We start from the raw sequence: 17,428 nt of genomic DNA, 5'->3' as shown, positions 1-17,428 counted from the left end.
CAAAAAAATGGCCTTCGCGAGGAAGGCCATTGTTCAGGCTGTCAGTGAACAAACAGCGCAATCAGGATGATGATCGGGATTGGGATGCCGAGAAAAAACAACAGAATCGAGCGCATTTTTATTCTCCAGAATTAACGGTCAATGGTGGTGGTGAGGTAGGTCACGGCATCACGACGGCGACCACCAAAGGTTGCACACAGGCTGGCAAAGAACGCGCCGAGCAGCAGTGTGATGAAGGCCCACAAGGTGCTCCAGGCAGCGGCTTTGGCAGCCATGTCAGCGGCTTCTTTGGCTTTGACCTTGGCGTCTTCAATGGCTTGATGGGCTTTGGCGTAGACTTGGTCAACCCGTTGCTCGGCCTCTGGCTGAGTCAGGTTGGTACGCTGGGCGACGATCTGCGCCAGGTAGCTGCGGTCCTCGGCGTTCAGCTCGCCGTCATGCAGGCCGCGCACCAGGATGCGGCTTACGACGCTGCGCACATCTTGCTCGCTGAGGGCTGTGCCTTGGTCATTGCGAAACAGGCTGTCGATGAAATATTCCGGGCCTTTATCGCCGCCGCCTTTGCGCATGTGCTCACCGGCTGCACTGGTGACAGCTGAGGCCGCACCGGAAGCCACGTTAGCCGTCGCCTGAACGCCGCTGCCGACAACACTGCTCAAGGAGCTTGCGATCAGTACCGCAGACACCAGCGTGGCCACTGCCCACGACAAGAAGCCGTGCGCGGTGTCGCGAAAGTACACTTCATCGCCGTGCATGCTGGACCATTTGACCCGCAGGCGACCGGCCAGGTAACCGCCCATGCCTGAGGCAATGATTTGCGTCACGGCCAGCCAGATAATCGCAGTAAAGCCCAGCGCCTTGGCGCCAACGCCTTCATCTGCCCACGGTGAAACGGCCGAAAAACCCAATCCGGCACCCAGCAAAATCAGCAGCAAAGAGAGTGAAGCCGCGGCCGCGGCGCCCGCAAAAATAGCGGCCCAGGACACGCCTGACTGGTTGGAGGAATCCTGCGGGGCAGGAGGATAGTGCTCTGTCGTCCCGATCATTATTGTTGTGCTCCTGAAATGAAATGAGGTGCAGCCTTCATTCAGGGAATTGCAGGGGCCATGCCAAGCCGGGTTTTGCCGATAACTTGAGGTTTATCAACAGGATAGGTTTTTGAGTAAAACGGACAATCATGCAGCCTGCATGATTCGGGCAAATAAAGACGGGCGTAATGCATTGAAACAATTAGCCGGGGTACGCGGTGAGCCAAACAAAACGGGAGGCCTTGGCCTCCCGTTTGTGGGGTATCAATGATGACGGTGCTTTCTTTTCTGGTGATGACCGTAGGCATGGCCACGACCCCGGTGGTCGTCACGGTCACGGGCGCGGCGATCATCGGCATCGCTTTTGTTGCCCATGTAATTGCCCAGTGCGCCGCCCGCGCCGCCGCCTGCGGCAGAACCGACCAGAGCGCCCGTGCTGCCGCCCACTCCACGGCCCAACACGTTACCGCCGGCTGCGCCCAGAGCACCGCCAATGGCTGCTTCGCCACGGCTGCGCTTGTCGGCCCCCACCGCGCTGCCTGCTGCGCCGCCTACACCAGCACCAATGGTTGAACCGGTAGAGCCGCCCAGTTGCTGGCCGACCACGGCGCCCAGCACCCCGCCCAATGCGCCGCCTACACCGGCTTCGGTGGTGCCACCGGCCGAGGCAACGCCACTGACCAGGCCAAGGGACAACAAGAGAATGGAGGTGAGCTTCATGGATGAGCCTCAAAAGAATGACGGGGCGATCCTGAGGCTCAAAAGGGTTGGTTACAATCGGAATCCGACCAGTAGCACGAGTTGTACACAATTACCTAAGTTATTGTTTTTGATGGGGAACTTAATAACTTTTTGAGAGTCTATCTCTCGTTCAGGCAGGCTGCTTTCGACCAAAGCAGCCTTTTTTGTGCCTGAAGAAAATAGTTTGAAACCCCTGTAGCCGCTGACGAGGTACGAGACTGCGATGGGTTGCGAAGCGACCCTGGACAGCGGTCCTGCGGCCCGCATCGCAGCCTCGTGCCTCGTCAGCGGCTACACATGTCGGGTTTAGCTCGCCTTCGCCATGATCAATCTCGACGGGCTGGCTGCTTCCAGGCAGATCGCGACGAATTTTGACGTTGGCGTGTGGCTGCCATCACCGGTGCTTTCCAACGGCACCAGCGGGTTGACCTCCGGGTAGTAAGCCGCAGCTTGCCCGGCCGGAATATCAAACGCCAGCAAGGTGAAGTTCTTCACTCGACGTTCATGCTGATCATCCCAAATCGAAACGATGTCGACCTTTTGCCCCGGCTTGAAGCCCAGGCGGATGATGTCGGCTTCGTTGACGAACAGCACGTCGCGCTGGCCCTTGACCCCACGATAACGGTCATCGAGGCCGTAGATGGTGGTGTTGTACTGATCGTGGGAGCGCATGGATTGCAGGATCAGGTCCGGCAGTTTGCCCGTGGCGCGGGTGCGGGCGTCGATCAGGTCTTGCGGCAACGCATTGATGCGGAAGTTGGCGCGCTGGGTCGGGGTGTTCCACTGGCGCGCCCCGGCCGAGTTGCCGAGGTAGAAACCGCCAGGGTTCTGGATGCGCGTGTTGAAGTCTTTGAACCCTGGAATGGTGTCGGCAATCAGCTCGCGAATACGGCCGTAGTCGGCCACGATCCAGTTCCAGTCGATGGGGTGCGTGCCCAATGTGGCAGCGGCGATCCCGGCGATGATGGCAGGCTCCGAACGCATTTGATTCGACAGTGCCTTGAGCTGGCCATTGGAGGCGTGGACCATGCTGAACGAGTCTTCAACGGTGACCGCTTGCGGGCCTTCGGCCTGATGGTCGATGTCGGTACGGCCCAGGCACGGCAAAATCAGCGCCTCTTTGCCATGCATTAAATGGCTGCGGTTGAGCTTGGTGCTGATCTGTACCGTGAGGTCGCAATTGCGCAGCGCTTCGGCCGTGCGCGGGCTGTCGGGCGTGGCTTGAGCAAAGTTGCCGCCCAGGCCGATAAACACCTTGGCCCGGCCTTCGAGCATGGCGTGAATAGCTTCGACCACGTTGTGGCCATTTTCACGCGGCACCTTGAAATTGAAGCGGCGCTCCAGCGCATCAAGGAAGGCCACCGGTGGGCGTTCGTTGATGCCCATGGTGCGGTCGCCCTGCACGTTACTGTGGCCACGCACCGGGCACAGGCCTGCGCCGGGGCGGCCGATGTTGCCGCGCAGGAGCATCAGGTTGGCGATTTCCTGAATGGTCTGCACCGAATGGCGGTGCTGGGTGATGCCCATCGCCCAGCACATGATCACGTTCTTGCCCTTGAGGTACATGCGCGCGGCGCGCTCGATGTCCACCAGGGTGAGCCCCGACTGCTCGACGATGTGCTCCCAGGACGTGTCGTCCAGGCTGGAGATGTAATCGAGGATGCCCGAGGTGTGTTCATTCAAAAACGCGTGATCGAACACCGCCGGTTCGCCCGCCGCCTGTGCATCGCGCTCCCATTGCAGCAGGAACTTGGCCATGCCGCGCAGCAAGGCCATGTCGCCGCCCAGCGCCGGGCGCAGGTAGGCGGTGTTGGTCGGGCGGTCGCCGTTGGTGAGCATTTCCAGTGGATGTTGCGGGTGCTGGAAGCGTTCCAGGCCGCGCTCTTTCAACGGGTTGACGCACACCACTTGAGCGCCGCGTTTAACCGCCTCACGCAGCGGTTCAAGCATGCGCGGGTGGTTGGTGCCGGGGTTCTGCCCCAGCACGAAAATCGCGTCGGCGTGTTCAAAGTCGTCGAACGTCACGGTGCCTTTACCGACCCCGATGCTTTGCGCCAGCGCCACGCCGCTGGCCTCGTGGCACATGTTGGAGCAGTCCGGAAAGTTGTTGGTGCCGAACGCCCGCACAAACAGTTGATACAGATAAGCCGCTTCATTGCTGGCGCGGCCCGAGGTGTAGAACTCGGCCTCGTTGGGGCTCGACAGGTTCAGCAGATGACGGGCGATCACGCTGTTGGCCGCGTCCCAACTGATGGGCTCGTAATGATCGGTTTCGGCGTTGTAGCGCATTGGCTCGGTCAGGCGGCCCTGATATTCCAGCCAGTAGTCACTTTGCTCCAGCAACGCGCTGACGCTGTATTTAGCGAAGAAGGCCGCATCCACCCGGCGCTTGGTCGCTTCCCAGTTCACCGCCTTGGCGCCGTTCTCACAGAACTTGACCATGCCGCTTTCCGGCGAGTCGCCCCAAGCGCAGCCCGGGCAGTCGAAACCGCCGTTCTGGTTGGTCTTGAGCATCATGCGCAGGTTTTTCAGTGCGTTGTCGCTGGTCAACCAGGCCTGCGCCACACTGATCAGTGCGCCCCAGCCGCCGGCCGGGCCTTTGTAAGGCTTGTAGCGCGGAGTCGGGGTTTGGTCGGCTTGATGATGAAGGCTCACGATTGAATCTCCTGCGCAGGGCTGTACACCCGTGGCGCGCTTTTTTGTGGCAGATGAATAAGGTTGAGGTTGTGACGCCGGGCCCATTGCAGCGCCAGGCCCGTGGGCGAGGACAGGCTGATGAGGGTTTGAATCCCGGCGCGCAACACTTTTTGAATCAGCTCAAGGCTGCAGCGGCTGGTGACAATCGCTGCGCCACCGCTCAGGTCGATGTGTTGGCGCACCAGCGCACCGATCAGTTTGTCCAGGGCGTTGTGCCGGCCGATGTCTTCGCGGCCCATCAGCAGTTCGCCCTTGGCATCCATATACACCGCCGCATGCACCGCGCCGCAGTGTTGGCCCAAGGGCTGGAATTCGCTGATGCGCTGGCGCAAACCGTCCAGCCACTGAGCGGGCGGCAATGGCGCACCGGGCAGCACCTTGAGGTCCGGCAACGCTTGCTCTACCGCTTCCACGCCACACAACCCGCAGCCGCTGGTACCGGCCAGTTGGCGGCGTTGCTGCTTGAGGTTCCAGAACGCCCGGCTGGCGATCTCGACCTGCGCGTACTGCGCCGAGCCTGAGCCGCTGAGCTTGAGGTCGTAGATTTCACTGGCGTCATGGATGATGCCGCTGCCCAGGCTAAAGCCGACGATAAAGTCTTCAAGGTCGGTCGGCGTCACCAGCATCACGGCCTGGCTGATGCCGTTGTAGGCAATCGCCAGGGCTACTTCTTCAGCCAGCGCCGTTTCTGCGCCACTCTCGTGGTCGAGCGTGACGTACTGATAAGTCTGGCTGGCAGCAGGCGCGGGCGTACTGAGAGCGGGCGCCGCGCACAAAGGGCGCTTGGCGTTCATAGGGCTTTACCAACGTGGTCTATGACCCTAAGCGTAGGCGCGACACTAAGTCGCGTCTAATCGCTAGCGTTGATCTGCTGATAGATGGCGTCGATCAAGACGGGTTGAGTGATTTCTGAAACAGCGCAAAACAGGCTTCTGCCAATGCCGAACGCGGGGCTTCCCGGCGCATGATCAACCCCAACTGGGCCAGGGTTTGGGCGTCTTCAATGGGGTGCAGGCGCAAGGTGTCCGTCAGCGCTTCAAGCCCGCCTTCCAGCGGCATGACCGCGCAGCAGAGCCCTGCGTGGACCGCTTGCAGCAACTGATGCACGGCATCAGTTTGTAACAAAGGGCGGGGCGTGAGGCCACGGCTGTGGAAGTTGTGATCGATGGATTGGCGAAAGTGCATGCCGCCGCTTAGCAGCCCCAGCGGCAACTCAATCAGCGCCTCCCAGCTCAGTGGCTGTTCGCCAAAGTTGAAATGCCGTTGGTCGTAAAGTAAGCCCATCCGGGTGATGCCCAGGGCCAGAGAGTCAAAGCGTTCGTGGTCGAGGCGGTCCAGATACGACACACCAATATCGAGCTGGTTGCTGGCCAGTTGCTCAAGGATATGTTCCGAACTCAGGGCCGACAGTTCAAAGCGCAGCTCCGGGTGTTGCTGGTGCAGGCGCTGCAATAAAGGCAGCGGATCGAAGCTTGAAAGCGGCACCACGCCCAGGCGCAACGTACCGATCAAGTTGCCGCGACAGGCCGCCGCTTCGGCCTGCAAGCCGTCGTAAGCCGCCAGCACCGTACGCGCCCAGGCGAGCACGCGCTCACCCGGTGCGGTAAAGCTTTCGAAACGCTGGCCACGGTTGACCAGTTGCAGGTCGAGCTCTTGTTCAAGGCTGCGCAGGCGCATCGACAGCGTGGGCTGGGTGATGTGGCAACGGGCAGCGGCCTGGCCGAAATGCCGGGTTTCATCCAGGGCAATGAGGAATTTGAGCTGTTTGATGTCCATCGTTGCTCCCGCAATGATGGTCTACGCTTAGGTCTCTGGATATTTCAACCTTTAGGAGCGTGACCGATGAGCCTTTTAAGCTTTGTGAAAGAAGCAGGTGAAAAGCTAGCCCACCTGTTTACACCGGGTAATGCCAATGCCTCGGACGAACTCAAAAAGCACGTAGCGGACGTGGGCTTGGGCAATCCTAATATCAAAGCTGAGGTTGAGGGCGACAAGATAACCCTCACCGGCGAAGCCGCGTCGCAAGAAGAGAAAGAAAAAATCGTCTTGGCCGCTGGCAACATTGAAGGCGTGGCCAGTGTTGACGACCAGATCACCGTGACCGGTCCGGCTGTTGTGGCTTCGCGTTTTGTCGTGGTGCAAAAAGGCGACACCCTGAGCGCGATTTCGCTGCGGGTGTATGGCAACGCCAACCAGTACAACAAAATCTTTGAAGCCAACAAACCGCTGCTCAAAGACGTGAACAAAATCTACCCAGGCCAGACACTGCGTATTCCTGAGTAACCTCACACCCTCTTGTGGGAGCGGGCTTGCTCGCGATGTAGGCGATGCGGTTTGTCAGAATAACCGCGTCGATGCTATCGCGAGCAAGCCCGCTCCCACGATTGGTGGTGGCCGTGTGCTCAAAGCCCTTCCAGCAACTCGCGATAATCCCCCGGTGCTGCGAACTCTTCGGTGTCTTTCGGGCCTTTTTTGCTGTCTGGCTGTTTGACCGCCAGCAAGTGGCCGATGCCGAACGCACGGGCGCTGCGCAAAATTGGCAAGGTGTCGTCGATAAACAGGCTGCGGCTCGGTTCAAAGCCGATATCAGCTTGCAGGGCATCCCAAAACGCCGGGCTTTCCTTGGGGAAGCCGTAATCGTGGGAGCTGATCAGGCGCTCGAAATACGGCGCCAGTTCGATGCGCTCCAGCTTCAATGACAACGAATCGCGGTGCGCGTTGGTGATCAGAATCACCCGCTTGCCAGCCTGTTTGATCGCCGCTAAAAAGGTGTCTGCATCCGGGCGCAGGGCAATCAGGTGGGCGGTTTCGAGCTTGAGTTCACGCACCGGGATCTTCAGCTCGCGGCTCCAGAAATCCAGGCAGTACCACTTCAACTGGCCTGCGTTGTTTTCAAACAGCGGCGTCAGTTCCAGATCGGCCATGGCGCGGCTGATGCCATGCAGCTCGGCATAGCGCTGCGGCAGGTGTTCGAGCCAAAAGTGGTTGTCGTAGTGCAGGTCGAGCAGTGTGCCGTCCATGTCCAGCAGAACGGTATCAATGTCGCGCCAAGGTAACGCTGTCATGCAAAACTTCTCCCACAGTAGAAAAACATCCGACACAGACAATCGGAAAAGCCGGGGTATAGTAACCCGTTCATATTGAGGAGCCGCTATGCGCCAAAAACCCACCGTACTTGCCCGTGAAATTGTTGCCAGTAGCCGATTGTTTCGGGTCGAAGAAGTGCAACTGCGCTTTTCCAATGGCGTTGAGCGCACTTACGAGCGGCTGGTGGGGCGCGGTAACGGCTATGGCGCGGTCATGATCGTGGCAATGATTGATGCCGAACACGCCATCCTGGTCGAAGAATATTGTGTCGGCACCGACGAATATGAAGTCTCGTTGCCCAAAGGCTTGATCGAGCCGGGCGAAGACGTGCTGGCGGCCGCTGAGCGTGAATTGAAAGAAGAAGCAGGCTTTGGTGCCCGCCAGCTTGAGCATTTGACTGAGCTGTCGTTGTCGCCGGGGTACATGAGCCAGAAAATTCAGGTGGTGCTGGCATCTGACCTGTACGAAGCCCACCTCGAAGGCGACGAGCCGGAGCCGATGCGGGTTGACCGGGTCAACTTGCGAGAGCTGTCGACCCTGGTGCAAAACCCGCAGTTCAGCGAAGGCCGTGCCTTGGCCGCGCTGTACCTGGCGCGTGATCTGTTGACCCAGCGCGGAGTGTTCAAACCGTGAGCCTGGCGCATCCCTTGTTGGCCCCGGTGATTGAACTGGCGCACCGTGCGGGCGAGGCCATTTTGCCGTTTTGGCGCGCGGATGTTGCTGTCACCGCCAAAGACGATAACTCTCCGGTCACCGCAGCTGACCTCGCGGCGCACCACATTTTGTTCGATGGCCTGACCGCGTTGGACCCGAGCATCCCGGTGTTGTCGGAAGAAGACGCCAACATCGCGCAGAGCGTGCGCGCTGGCTGGACCCGCTGGTGGCTGGTTGATCCGTTGGACGGCACCAAGGAGTTCATCTCCGGCAGCGAAGAATTCACCGTCAACATTGCTCTGATCGAGAACGGTCGCGTGGTGTTCGGCGTGGTTTCAATGCCCACCAGTGGTCGTTGCTACTACGGTGGCGCGGGCCTGGGCGCCTGGCGGGCGGACGCGGACGTGATCGTACCGATCAATGTGCGCGACGTGCCGCCCGCCGGTGAACCGCTGATCGTGGTGGCCAGCCGTCGGCATTCAAGCCCCGAGCAAGAGCGCTTGCTGGCCGGGCTGGAGACGGCCGTCGGGAAGTTGGAAACCGCCAACATTGGCAGCTCATTGAAGTTCTGTTTGCTGGCCGAAGGCGCGGCAGATTGTTACCCGCGTCTGGCGCCGACCTCGCAATGGGACACAGCCGCCGCACAAGGCGTGCTTGAAGGGGCGGGCGGGGTGGTGTTGCAGCTCGATGGCCAGCCGTTCACGTATCCGGCGCGGGAATCGCTGCTCAATGGCTATTTTTTGGCGTTGCCCGCGAAGGCGCCGTGGCGTGAGCAGTTGTTGGCGTTGGCGCAAGCTTAAAAGCCACCCCTCTGTAGGAGCGAGCTCGCCTCGCGATCTTTTAAACGATCAAAAGATCGCGAGACAAGCTCGCTCCTACAAGGTTTTGGCGAACAGCTGGCTAGCGATGCAATACATACTGCCCGCTAAACCGCACCGCATCGTCCCCGCCGTCGGCGTTGATCATCCGCGTTTCAAGGGTTAAACGTGCGCGGCCGTGGCGTTTGTACATGGTCAGGAACTTGTTCCACGCGGCGTCTGATGGCGCATCGCACAGCGCGATGGCGTCTTGGGTCACGGGCAGCGGGTAGCTGATGTGGCCTTCTTGAATCACGATGTGCCCGTCTTCAATCCCGGCCTCACGCAGGCTCAAATGCAACCAGCCCCAACCGGCCAGCACCGCGCCGCAATACAAGCTGCCGCCAAACATGGTGCTTTTGTGGTTGATGTTGGCGTCCAGCGGCAGGTGCAAACGCAATTGCCGATCTTGCCAGCCAACCACTTTGAGGCCCATTTCACGGGTCAGCGGAATGTCGTGATGAAGGATGGATTCCAGATAACGACTGTCGCGGTTCATGCGCGGATCCTGTTCAGGTCAATCAAGTTCGTCGGTGTGAGGGTGGCTGCCGCTCTCAAAGTGCAGGCCGTGCTTGCGCAATTTGTCGTGCAGGGTTTTGCGCGGCACGCCCAGCGCTTCGGCGAGGCTGCGCATCGAGCTGTGTGAGCGCTCAAGCTCGGCAGCAATCAGGCTCTTTTCGAAGTGTTCGACCTGTTCGCTCAAGTTGCCAGATACTTCATGTTCAGACGACGTTGTGCCGTCGCTGGAGCCTTCGTCCAGGGCCAATTCCAGACCCAGGGCAAAGCGCTCAGCGACGTTTTGCAGTTCGCGCACATTGCCCGGCCAGGTGTGGCGCAATAACTGCGCCCGCTGGCCCGGTTGCAACACGTTGAGCGCCAGGCCATGGCGGGCGCTGGCCTCGTCGGCAAAGTGCTGGAACAGCACCAGCACGTCTTCACCGCGCTCGCGCAATGGCGAAATACGCAGCGGCGCGACGTTGAGCCGGTAGTACAAGTCGGCGCGAAAACGCCCTTGGTCGGCGGCCTGACGCAGGTCTTCCTTGGTGGCGGCGATCACCCGGATATCCAGCGGGATCAGCTGGTTGCCGCCTAAACGCTCAACCACGCGCTCTTGCAGCAAACGCAGCAACTTGACCTGCACGTCCAGGCTCATGCTTTCGATTTCGTCGAGGAACAACGTCCCGCCATTGGCGAATTCGAATTTGCCGATACGGCGTTTTTGCGCGCCGGTAAAGGCACCGGGTTCATGGCCGAACAGTTCACTCTCGACCACCGACTCGGCCAGCGCCCCGGCGTTGATCGCCACGAACGGGCCGTTGCGGCGGCTCGACAGGTCATGCAGCGCCCGTGCGACGACTTCTTTGCCGGAGCCGGTTTCGCCCAGAATCAACACGTCGGCCTTGGTCCCGGCAAGGGCGCCAATTTGCTCGCGCAAGCGCAGCATGGCCGAAGATTGCCCCACCAGCCGTGCGCTCAGTTGCTGACGATCGCTGAGCGCCAGGCGCAGGCTGCGGTTGTCCAGCACCAGTGCGCGAAGGGCCAGCGCCCGGCGCACGCTGTCGAGCAGGGCGTCGCTGGCAAACGGTTTTTCCAGAAAGTCGTAAGCGCCCGTGCGCATGGCCTGCACCGCCAAGGGCACATCACCATGGCCGGTAATCAACAGCACCGGCAGCTCAGGGTCTTGCGCGTGCAGATGGGTGAGCAGCTCCAGCCCGTCCATGCCTGGCATGCGGATGTCACTGACCACCACGCCGGCCCAGTCCCGCGAGATGCGCTCGGCCAGGCCGTTGGCTTCGGCCAGCGGCAACACTTTAAGCCCGGCCAGGTCCAGGGTTTGGCAGAGCGCCTGGCGCAGGTGCGGATCATCATCGATCAAGATGACCTGTACGCGCGGATCAATGGGTTGGCTCATGACCTGGAGTCCTCTGAAGCTTGCAAGCTCACGCCCGGTGCACCGGCGCGCAGTCGTAGGGTAATTAAGGCGCCGCCTTCTTTATGGTTGGCGAACAGCAATTCGCCGCCAAACGCACGGATCAGCGTGTCGCAGATGGCCAGCCCCAACCCCAACCCCTGGGTGCGGGTTTTGGTGGTGTAAAACGGCTCACCCGCGCGGCCCAACGCTTCCATGCAAAAGCCCGGGCCGTTGTCGCGAATGTACACAGTGACGCCCTCGGGCGTGGATTGGGCACTTAGCCACAACCGCCGGGGCGGGCCTTTTTCGGTGAGCGCATCGAGGGCGTTGGCCAGCAGGTTGCCCAGCACTTGGCGCAAACGGGTTTCACCGGCTTCGACCCACAGCGTGGCGGCGGGTAAATCGCGGATCAGTTCGACTTCCATGCTGCGCCGACGTTTGGCCAGCAAGGCCAGGGCATCGTCCAGCGCCGGTTGCAGCGCCACGCTTTCAGGCGCATGGCGATCGCGCCGGGCGAACGCGCGCAGGTGCGCAATGATCGAAGACATGCGCCCGGTCAGTTCGTTGATCAGCTTGAGGTTGCTGCGCGCGTCTTCAGTGCGTTGATGGTCGAGCAACACTTCGGCGTTTTCGGCATAGCTGCGGATGGCCGCCAGCGGCTGGTTGAGTTCGTGGCTGATGCTGGCCGACATGGTGCCCAGCGCGGATAGCTTGCCCGCCTGCACCAGGTCATCCTGGGCGCGCACCAGTTCTTGCTGCGCATGCTCGCGCTCCAGCACTTCTTTACGCAGGCGCTGGTTGAGGCCTTCAAGGTCGCTGGTACGCTCGGCCACCCGGCCTTCGAGTTCACGCCGGGCCTTGGCTTCGAAGGCGATGCGCTCCAGGTAATGGCGGCGACGTTGCATCATCAAGCTGATCAGCAGCATGACCACCAGCAAGGTAGCCGCGCCAATGGCCAGCACAGTCCGCACCGGGCGATCGATCAAGGTACGCGGCGCAAGAATGTTCACGCTCCAGCCGGTCTCGTCGATTTTTTGCGTTTGTACCACCCACGAATCCGGGTTGATGTTCAGCGGCTGCAGGTTGCGCGTCGGGTAGGGCAGGATGGCGAAAATGTCCTGTTGCTCTTGCGGCGACAGTTTGCGTGTGGCCTTGAAGCGCCAATCCGGGCGGGACGTGAGAATCACCACGCCGTTGTCGTCGGTTGTCAGCAATTGCTCCGGGGTGTTGCCCCACAAACGCTCGGTGTGATCCAGGTCCACCTTGACCACCAGCACGCCGAGCTTTTTATCGCCTTCGGTCACCGGGGCGGCAAAGTAATAGCCGCGTTTGCCGGACGTAGTGCCCAAGCCGAAAAAGCGCCCCAGCTTGCCGTCCATTGCTTCGCTGAAGTACGGACGGAAAGCAAAGTTGCGTCGGATAAAGCTGTCGGGCTTGTCCCAGTTCGACGTCGCCACCGTGTTGCCATCGGCATCAATCAGGTACATGACCTCGGCGCCGGTCTGGCTGTTGATCTCAGCGAGCAACTTATTGGCCGTGCTCAGGGTTTGCGGGTCTTCCGGGTCGGCCAGCGAATTACGCAGCGCGGGCAGCTCGCCCAGAATTTGTGGCAGCACCTCATAGCGGTGCAGCGTGCCCAGCAAGTTGGCCACGTACAGGTCGAGGGTCTGGCGGTTCTGCCCGGCCAGTTCGCTGCGGTAATAGCGCTCGGCCAAGTGCTGCAGTGGCCACAACAAAGGCGCCAGGCACAGCGCCAGTAAGGCCAGGCTGCGCCAGCGGGGGCGGCGAGGAGTTGTAGGAGTCGAGTTCATAGGGCGCAGTATACCTACGCTTAAACCCCGTAGGAGTGAGGCTACTAACGCTATTTTTAATCTCGATTTATATCTGTATTAAAAATGCTTTTGTCTGGGTTAAATCCGATAAATGGTTTTTATTGTGGATATTTATCGGCTATAAAGGGGGCCTTTCTTGACGAAAGGCAGGCAGGCGTCCACTGTTTCCGGCCAGCCTGATTGATGCGCCCATCCCCCTCTTTTTTGATTCCCTGGAGTCCTGACGGTTATGACTACTTTGCACAGCACGCCCCGCGCTGACGGCTTTCACATGCCGGCCGAATGGGCTCCTCAAACTCAAGTCTGGATGATCTGGCCTGAGCGCCCGGACAACTGGCGTTTGGGCGGCAAGCCTGCGCAAGCCGCGCACGCTGCTGTGGCCAAGGCCATTGCCCGCTTCGAGCCGGTGACCGTCGGGGTGTCGGCCGCACAGTACGAAAACGCTCGCGCTCAGCTCGATGTGCCGAACATCCGTGTGGTCGAGCTTTCCAACGATGACGCCTGGGTGCGCGACAGCGGGCCGACGTTCGTGATCAACGACACCGGCGAAGTGCGCGGCGTGAACTGGGACTTCAACGCCTGGGGCGGGTTTGACGGCGGGTTGTACTTCCCGTGGAACCGCGATCAGCAAGTGGGCAGCAAGATCCTCGAAATCGAGCGCTCGGCGCGCTACTACACCGAAGGTTTTGTGCTGGAAGGCGGTTCGATCCACGTTGATGGTGAAGGCACATTGATCACCACCGGCGAATGCCTGCTGAACCGTAACCGTAACCCGCATCTGTCCCGTGAAGAGATTGAAAGCGTGCTGCGCGCGCAACTGGCTGTGGATAAGATCATCTGGCTGCCCGATGGCCTTTACAACGATGAAACCGACGGCCATGTGGATAACTTCTGCTGCTACGTGGCGCCGGGTGAAGTGCTGCTGGCCTGGACCGACGACGAGCGCGACCCCAACTACGTGCGTTGCCACGAAGCGATGAAAGTGCTGGCCACCAGCACCGATGCCCAGGGCCGTTCGTTTGTTGTGCACAAAATGCCTATTCCGGGGCCGATGTACGCCACCCAGGAAGAGTGCGACGGTGTGGATAAAGTCGCTGGCAGCCAGGACCGTAATCCGTCGGAGCGTTTGGCCGGGTCTTACGTGAACTTCCTGATCGTCAACGGCGGCATCATCGCCCCAAGCTTCGACGACCCGATGGACGCAGAGGCCAAAGACATCCTGCAAAACCTGTTTCCGCAGCACGAAGTGGTGATGGTGCCGGGTCGTGAATTGCTGCTGGGCGGTGGCAACATCCACTGCCTGACCCAGCAACAACCCGCCCCACGCAAAGCTTGACCCCACCCAAAACTGTAGGAGCGAGCTCGCCTCGCGATCTTTTGATCTTCTAAAAAGCTCGGCTCCTACAAGTCCTTTATTTGCCCGGTTAACGCAACACACTAAAAGCGCTGGCAGCGTTTTTCTGTTCCTGCCTTACCGCTAGTCTGACGCTCTGATTGATTGAACCTTCGGAGCGCTCCATGACCACCCCCGTTCTGCATTACATCTATGACCCGTTGTGCGGTTGGTGCTATGGCGCCAAGCCGCTGATCGACGCTGCCCGCGGCCTTGTGCCGGTGGTGGCTCATGGCGGCGGGATGATGACCGGCGCCCAGCGCCGCCCTGTGTCTGCGCAACTGCGTGACTACGTCATGCCCCATGACCAGCGGATTGCTGAATACACCGGCCAGCCGTTTGGCGAGGCTTACTTTGAAGGGCTGCTGCGCGACACCACAGCGGTTTTTGATTCGGCGCCGCCCATCACTGCCGTGTTGGCCGCCGAGCAACTGGCCGGGCGTGGCCTTGAACTGCTGGGGCGTTTACAGACGGCGCACTATGTCGAAGGGCGGCGGATTAGCGACAAGGATGTGCTGGAGGAACTGGCCACTGAAATCGGCCTGCCCACCGAGGCCTTTGTTACGGCCTACCAGGCGGCCCGTGGCGAACCGACCCACACTCATATCAAAGACAGCCGCAAACTGCTCGGGCAGGTTGGGGGCCAAGGCTTTCCTACCCTGGTTCTGGAACTCGACGGGCGCTACCAAGTGGTCGATTTTGGGGCGTTTATCGGTAAGCCAGATGCCTTTGCGCAATGGTTGCGAGCACCCGCCCAAAGCCCAAACGATTCAGCGCCCGCCTGCGGCCTGAATGGCTGCGACGAGTAAAAGGTTAAAGCGCGATCAACGGTCTTTGAATTGCTGGCAATTAACAAATTTTTCACGAAATTGACACTTTGCCTTAACGACGGATAGGATCCCTGCCTACGCCTGTGGCGATAAGCCATGCACCAACTTTCTAAATGACCCGCGCGGTGTCTCGTGTGGGTCTTTTTTGTTATGTGAAGCAACCACCACTCAATGTTTCAGCTTGAAACCCACAGCGCGCCTCTATTCTGAAATAAGGAAAATAAAATGTTAAAAACACGGATAGGTCTACTCGCTCTGGGCGTACTCGGTGCTACCCAGGCCATGGCTAACGATCAAGCTGACGCAAAAGGTTTTGTAGAAGACAGCCACCTGAACGTATTGGCGCGCAACGCCTACATCAGCCGCGACTACAAACACCACCAACAAGACAAAGCTGAATGGGGCCAAGGCTTCCTCGGCACATTCACCTCCGGCTTCACCCAAGGCACCGTGGGCGTGGGTGTGGATGCTTTCGGCATCTACGCACTGCGTCTGGACGGCGGCAAGGGCAGCAGCGGCGCAGGCGGCATCGACTTCTTCAAGCAAGACCATAACGGCAAAGCCGCTCACGACATCGCCAAGGCTGGCGCTGCCGTGAAATTCCGCATTTCCAACACCGTGCTGAAATACGGTGACCAAATGCCTGCTCTGCCGGTACTGATGTACGACAACTCCCGTCTGATGCCAGAAAGCTTCACCGGTACCCTGTTGACCTCCAAAGAGATCGACGGCCTGGAACTGAACGTGGGTCGTTTCACCGAAGAGTCGCGTAAAAGTGCTGAAGCGCGTAACAGCGGCGGCCTGAAGAGCATCAACGTGTTCGGCGGTAGCTACAAGTTCACCGAGCGCTTCTCGGCCTCGTTGTACGGCTCCGAGATGAAAGACGAGCTGCGCAAGCAATACCTGGGCATGACCTACGCCCTGCCACTGGATGACAAACAGTCCCTGACGTTTGACTTCAACGGCTACCGCACCCACGTAGACTCTGGCTACGCGCGTGACGTGCTGAAGGTTGACGGCACCGACAACAAGATCTGGAGCCTGGCAACCACCTACGCGTTCGGCGCGCACTCGCTGGTTCTGGCTTACCAGAGCAGCACCGGTGAAATCGGCTACCCATACGGCGGCTACCGCAATGCGGGCGGCGTGGGCGACGGCGGCAACACCATCTTGCTGGCCAACTCCTACTGGTCTGACTTCAACGCCAAAGACGAGCGTTCGTGGCAGCTTGGTTACGGCTTCGACTTCGGCGCCGTTGGCATTCCAGGCCTGACCTACAACATCGCCTACGTACGCGGCACCAACATCGACGACGGTTCAGGCCGTGGTCGTGGTACCGAGCGCGAAATCTACAACCAGGCCAAGTACGTTGTACAAAGCGGCCCGGTTAAAGACCTGAGCGTGCGTCTGCGCGGTTCGTGGTTGCGCGTTTCCAACAACGCCAGCGACTACAACGTCGGCGGTAACGAAGTCCGTGTATTTGTTGATTACCCAATCAGCATTTTCTGATGCCACGGGCCTGCCAGTCAGGTCTGACATCTGAATAAAAAACGCCCCGAACCGGTTGGTTCGGGGCGTTTTTTTTTGAGTTGCGTGCGCCGAACAAAAACTAACAATTGAGCGAGTTTTGCGTGTAGCAGGAAGAGGTTGAAGCTCTTAGGATTATTCCCTTGAGTTTATATTCCTTGGGTGGCATATTTTGGTCTCTAACTGGGAAGTCGAATATACCGATGAGTTTGGGTGCTGGTGGGAGGGGCTTGAGGAAAAGGAGCAAGTCTCTGTAGCCGCTAGCGTCAAGTTGCTGGGCCAGCTAGGTCCGGGCCTGCGTTATCCCCACAGCAGCGATATCAAAGGCTCGCGGCATGGCAATCTCAGGGAGCTGCGTATCCAGCACGCGGGCAGGCCGTATCGGGTTTTGTATGTGTTTGATCCGCGTCGATTCGCCTTGTTGTTGCTCGGTGGCGATAAAACCGGTCGAGGGCGATGGTACGAGGAGCACATTCCTCAAGCTGAGAGGCTCTACGATGAACACCTTGAAACACTGCTCAAAGAGGGGCGAGAGCATGGCTAAATCATTTGCTGAACTTGAAGCGCGCATGACACCAGAGGCTCAAGCCGGTGCTCAGGCGTTGTATCAACAGCACCTTAAAGAGATGCCTTTGCATGAGCTGCGCAAAGCTCAGGAGCTGAGCCAGGAGACATTGGCTAAGGCCTTGAATATCAATCAGGCCGCTGTATCGAAAATGGAGCGGCGCACAGACATGTACATCAGCACGTTGCGTAATTACATCCGTGCCATGGGAGGGGAGCTGGAAATTATTGCGACCTTCCCGGATGGGCAGGTGAAAATTGAGAATTTTTCGGATCCGGAAGCGGTGAGCTAAAACAGCACAAGAG

17 protein-coding genes are annotated in these 17,428 nt (G+C 59.6%); 8 read left to right on the top strand and 9 right to left on the bottom strand.

Features of this window, described 5'->3' with window-relative positions; translation table 11 throughout:
- Positions 1–131 precede the first annotated feature (131 nt).
- The 5 genes from TU84_RS02280 to TU84_RS02255 all read right to left on the bottom strand — a co-directional run bounded on the left by TU84_RS02280 (position 132) and on the right by TU84_RS02255 (position 6,242).
- The gene (locus TU84_RS02280; RefSeq protein ID WP_048366865.1) at positions 132–1,046 is read right to left on the bottom strand and encodes a hypothetical protein; all 915 of its coding nucleotides are present in this window, start codon (positions 1,044–1,046) and stop codon (positions 132–134) included.
- A gap of 246 nt (positions 1,047–1,292) precedes the next feature.
- Positions 1,293–1,748: a glycine zipper domain-containing protein gene (locus tag TU84_RS02275; protein ID WP_048366864.1), complete on the bottom strand. Its 456-nt coding sequence runs from the start codon at positions 1,746–1,748 to the stop codon at positions 1,293–1,295.
- Positions 1,749–2,075: 327 nt separating this feature from the next.
- Positions 2,076–4,424, bottom strand: a complete 2,349-nt coding sequence (locus TU84_RS02265; protein WP_048366862.1) for an FdhF/YdeP family oxidoreductase — start codon at positions 4,422–4,424, stop codon at positions 2,076–2,078.
- Positions 4,421–5,260, bottom strand: a complete 840-nt coding sequence (gene fdhD, locus TU84_RS02260; protein ID WP_048366861.1) for a formate dehydrogenase accessory sulfurtransferase FdhD — start codon at positions 5,258–5,260, stop codon at positions 4,421–4,423. The genes TU84_RS02265 and fdhD overlap by 4 nt, the downstream gene beginning before the upstream one ends.
- 94 nt (positions 5,261–5,354) lie before the next feature.
- Positions 5,355–6,242 carry a LysR family transcriptional regulator gene (locus TU84_RS02255; protein WP_048366860.1) on the bottom strand — a complete coding sequence of 296 codons (888 nt, stop codon included), beginning with the start codon at positions 6,240–6,242 and terminating at the stop codon, positions 5,355–5,357.
- 66 nt (positions 6,243–6,308) lie between these two features.
- On the opposite strand from TU84_RS02255, the gene lysM reads away from it, so the two are divergent.
- Positions 6,309–6,749: a peptidoglycan-binding protein LysM gene (gene lysM / locus TU84_RS02250; protein ID WP_048366859.1), complete on the top strand. Its 441-nt coding sequence runs from the start codon at positions 6,309–6,311 to the stop codon at positions 6,747–6,749.
- A gap of 119 nt (positions 6,750–6,868) precedes the next feature.
- Here lysM and yrfG read toward each other — a convergent pair whose 3' ends face one another.
- On the bottom strand, positions 6,869–7,531 hold the full coding sequence (gene yrfG / locus TU84_RS02245) for a GMP/IMP nucleotidase (RefSeq protein ID WP_048366858.1): 663 nt from the start codon (positions 7,529–7,531) through the stop codon (positions 6,869–6,871).
- A gap of 88 nt (positions 7,532–7,619) precedes the next feature.
- On the opposite strand from yrfG, the gene nudE reads away from it, so the two are divergent.
- Positions 7,620–8,186, top strand: a complete 567-nt coding sequence (gene nudE / locus TU84_RS02240; protein ID WP_048366857.1) for an ADP compounds hydrolase NudE — start codon at positions 7,620–7,622, stop codon at positions 8,184–8,186.
- The gene (gene cysQ / locus TU84_RS02235; RefSeq protein ID WP_048366856.1) at positions 8,183–9,007 is read left to right on the top strand and encodes a 3'(2'),5'-bisphosphate nucleotidase CysQ; all 825 of its coding nucleotides are present in this window, start codon (positions 8,183–8,185) and stop codon (positions 9,005–9,007) included. The genes nudE and cysQ overlap by 4 nt, the downstream gene beginning before the upstream one ends.
- Before the next feature lie 100 nt (positions 9,008–9,107).
- Here the strand turns inward: cysQ and TU84_RS02230 are convergent, their stop codons facing one another.
- From TU84_RS02230 to TU84_RS02220, 3 genes are read right to left on the bottom strand one after another with little or no spacing between them, the layout of a single operon-like run.
- Positions 9,108–9,563: a thioesterase domain-containing protein gene (locus TU84_RS02230; protein ID WP_048366855.1), complete on the bottom strand. Its 456-nt coding sequence runs from the start codon at positions 9,561–9,563 to the stop codon at positions 9,108–9,110.
- 18 nt (positions 9,564–9,581) lie between these two features.
- Positions 9,582–10,976 carry a sigma-54-dependent transcriptional regulator gene (locus tag TU84_RS02225; RefSeq protein ID WP_048366854.1) on the bottom strand — a complete coding sequence of 465 codons (1,395 nt, stop codon included), beginning with the start codon at positions 10,974–10,976 and terminating at the stop codon, positions 9,582–9,584.
- The gene (locus TU84_RS02220) at positions 10,973–12,787 is read right to left on the bottom strand and encodes a sensor histidine kinase (protein ID WP_048366853.1); all 1,815 of its coding nucleotides are present in this window, start codon (positions 12,785–12,787) and stop codon (positions 10,973–10,975) included. Before TU84_RS02220 ends, TU84_RS02225 begins: the two co-directional genes overlap by 4 nt.
- A gap of 250 nt (positions 12,788–13,037) precedes the next feature.
- On the opposite strand from TU84_RS02220, the gene aguA reads away from it, so the two are divergent.
- The 5 genes from aguA to TU84_RS02195 all read left to right on the top strand — a co-directional run bounded on the left by aguA (position 13,038) and on the right by TU84_RS02195 (position 17,415).
- Positions 13,038–14,144: an agmatine deiminase gene (aguA, locus tag TU84_RS02215; RefSeq protein ID WP_048366852.1), complete on the top strand. Its 1,107-nt coding sequence runs from the start codon at positions 13,038–13,040 to the stop codon at positions 14,142–14,144.
- Between the two features lie 182 nt (positions 14,145–14,326).
- Positions 14,327–15,010 (top strand): DsbA family protein, encoded by a 684-nt coding sequence (locus TU84_RS02210; RefSeq protein ID WP_048366851.1) that lies wholly within the window; start codon positions 14,327–14,329, stop codon positions 15,008–15,010.
- 246 nt (positions 15,011–15,256) lie between these two features.
- Positions 15,257–16,540 (top strand): OprD family porin, encoded by a 1,284-nt coding sequence (locus tag TU84_RS02205; protein ID WP_048366850.1) that lies wholly within the window; start codon positions 15,257–15,259, stop codon positions 16,538–16,540.
- Positions 16,541–16,730: 190 nt separating this feature from the next.
- Positions 16,731–17,102, top strand: a complete 372-nt coding sequence (locus TU84_RS25400) for a type II toxin-antitoxin system RelE/ParE family toxin (RefSeq protein ID WP_082148608.1) — start codon at positions 16,731–16,733, stop codon at positions 17,100–17,102.
- Positions 17,095–17,415: an XRE family transcriptional regulator gene (locus TU84_RS02195; protein WP_048366848.1), complete on the top strand. Its 321-nt coding sequence runs from the start codon at positions 17,095–17,097 to the stop codon at positions 17,413–17,415. Before TU84_RS25400 ends, TU84_RS02195 begins: the two co-directional genes overlap by 8 nt.
- Positions 17,416–17,428 lie beyond the last annotated feature (13 nt).

Origin of the sequence: Pseudomonas helleri (assembly GCF_001043025.1) — a bacterium.
In the GTDB taxonomy this organism is placed as follows: Bacteria; Pseudomonadota; Gammaproteobacteria; order Pseudomonadales; family Pseudomonadaceae; genus Aquipseudomonas; species Aquipseudomonas helleri.
The sequence above is the reverse complement of the archived record's forward strand: the minus strand, read 5'-3'. Positions and strand labels throughout refer to the sequence as shown.

What these genes read in the sequence shown, in the direction of transcription:
- aguA (WP_048366852.1), top strand. Translation starts at nt 13,038, where the DNA reads ATGACTACTTTGCACAGCACGCCCCGCGCTGACGGCTTTCACATGCCG.
- TU84_RS02230 (WP_048366855.1), bottom strand. Translation starts at nt 9,563, where the DNA reads ATGAACCGCGACAGTCGTTATCTGGAATCCATCCTTCATCACGACATT.
- yrfG (WP_048366858.1), bottom strand. Translation starts at nt 7,531, where the DNA reads ATGACAGCGTTACCTTGGCGCGACATTGATACCGTTCTGCTGGACATG.
- nudE (WP_048366857.1), top strand. Translation starts at nt 7,620, where the DNA reads ATGCGCCAAAAACCCACCGTACTTGCCCGTGAAATTGTTGCCAGTAGC.
- TU84_RS02280 (WP_048366865.1), bottom strand. Translation starts at nt 1,046, where the DNA reads ATGATCGGGACGACAGAGCACTATCCTCCTGCCCCGCAGGATTCCTCC.
- TU84_RS02195 (WP_048366848.1), top strand. Translation starts at nt 17,095, where the DNA reads ATGGCTAAATCATTTGCTGAACTTGAAGCGCGCATGACACCAGAGGCT.
- lysM (WP_048366859.1), top strand. Translation starts at nt 6,309, where the DNA reads ATGAGCCTTTTAAGCTTTGTGAAAGAAGCAGGTGAAAAGCTAGCCCAC.
- fdhD (WP_048366861.1), bottom strand. Translation starts at nt 5,260, where the DNA reads ATGAACGCCAAGCGCCCTTTGTGCGCGGCGCCCGCTCTCAGTACGCCC.
- TU84_RS02205 (WP_048366850.1), top strand. Translation starts at nt 15,257, where the DNA reads ATGTTAAAAACACGGATAGGTCTACTCGCTCTGGGCGTACTCGGTGCT.
- TU84_RS02220 (WP_048366853.1), bottom strand. Translation starts at nt 12,787, where the DNA reads ATGAACTCGACTCCTACAACTCCTCGCCGCCCCCGCTGGCGCAGCCTG.
- TU84_RS02225 (WP_048366854.1), bottom strand. Translation starts at nt 10,976, where the DNA reads ATGAGCCAACCCATTGATCCGCGCGTACAGGTCATCTTGATCGATGAT.
- TU84_RS02255 (WP_048366860.1), bottom strand. Translation starts at nt 6,242, where the DNA reads ATGGACATCAAACAGCTCAAATTCCTCATTGCCCTGGATGAAACCCGG.
- TU84_RS02275 (WP_048366864.1), bottom strand. Translation starts at nt 1,748, where the DNA reads ATGAAGCTCACCTCCATTCTCTTGTTGTCCCTTGGCCTGGTCAGTGGC.
- TU84_RS02210 (WP_048366851.1), top strand. Translation starts at nt 14,327, where the DNA reads ATGACCACCCCCGTTCTGCATTACATCTATGACCCGTTGTGCGGTTGG.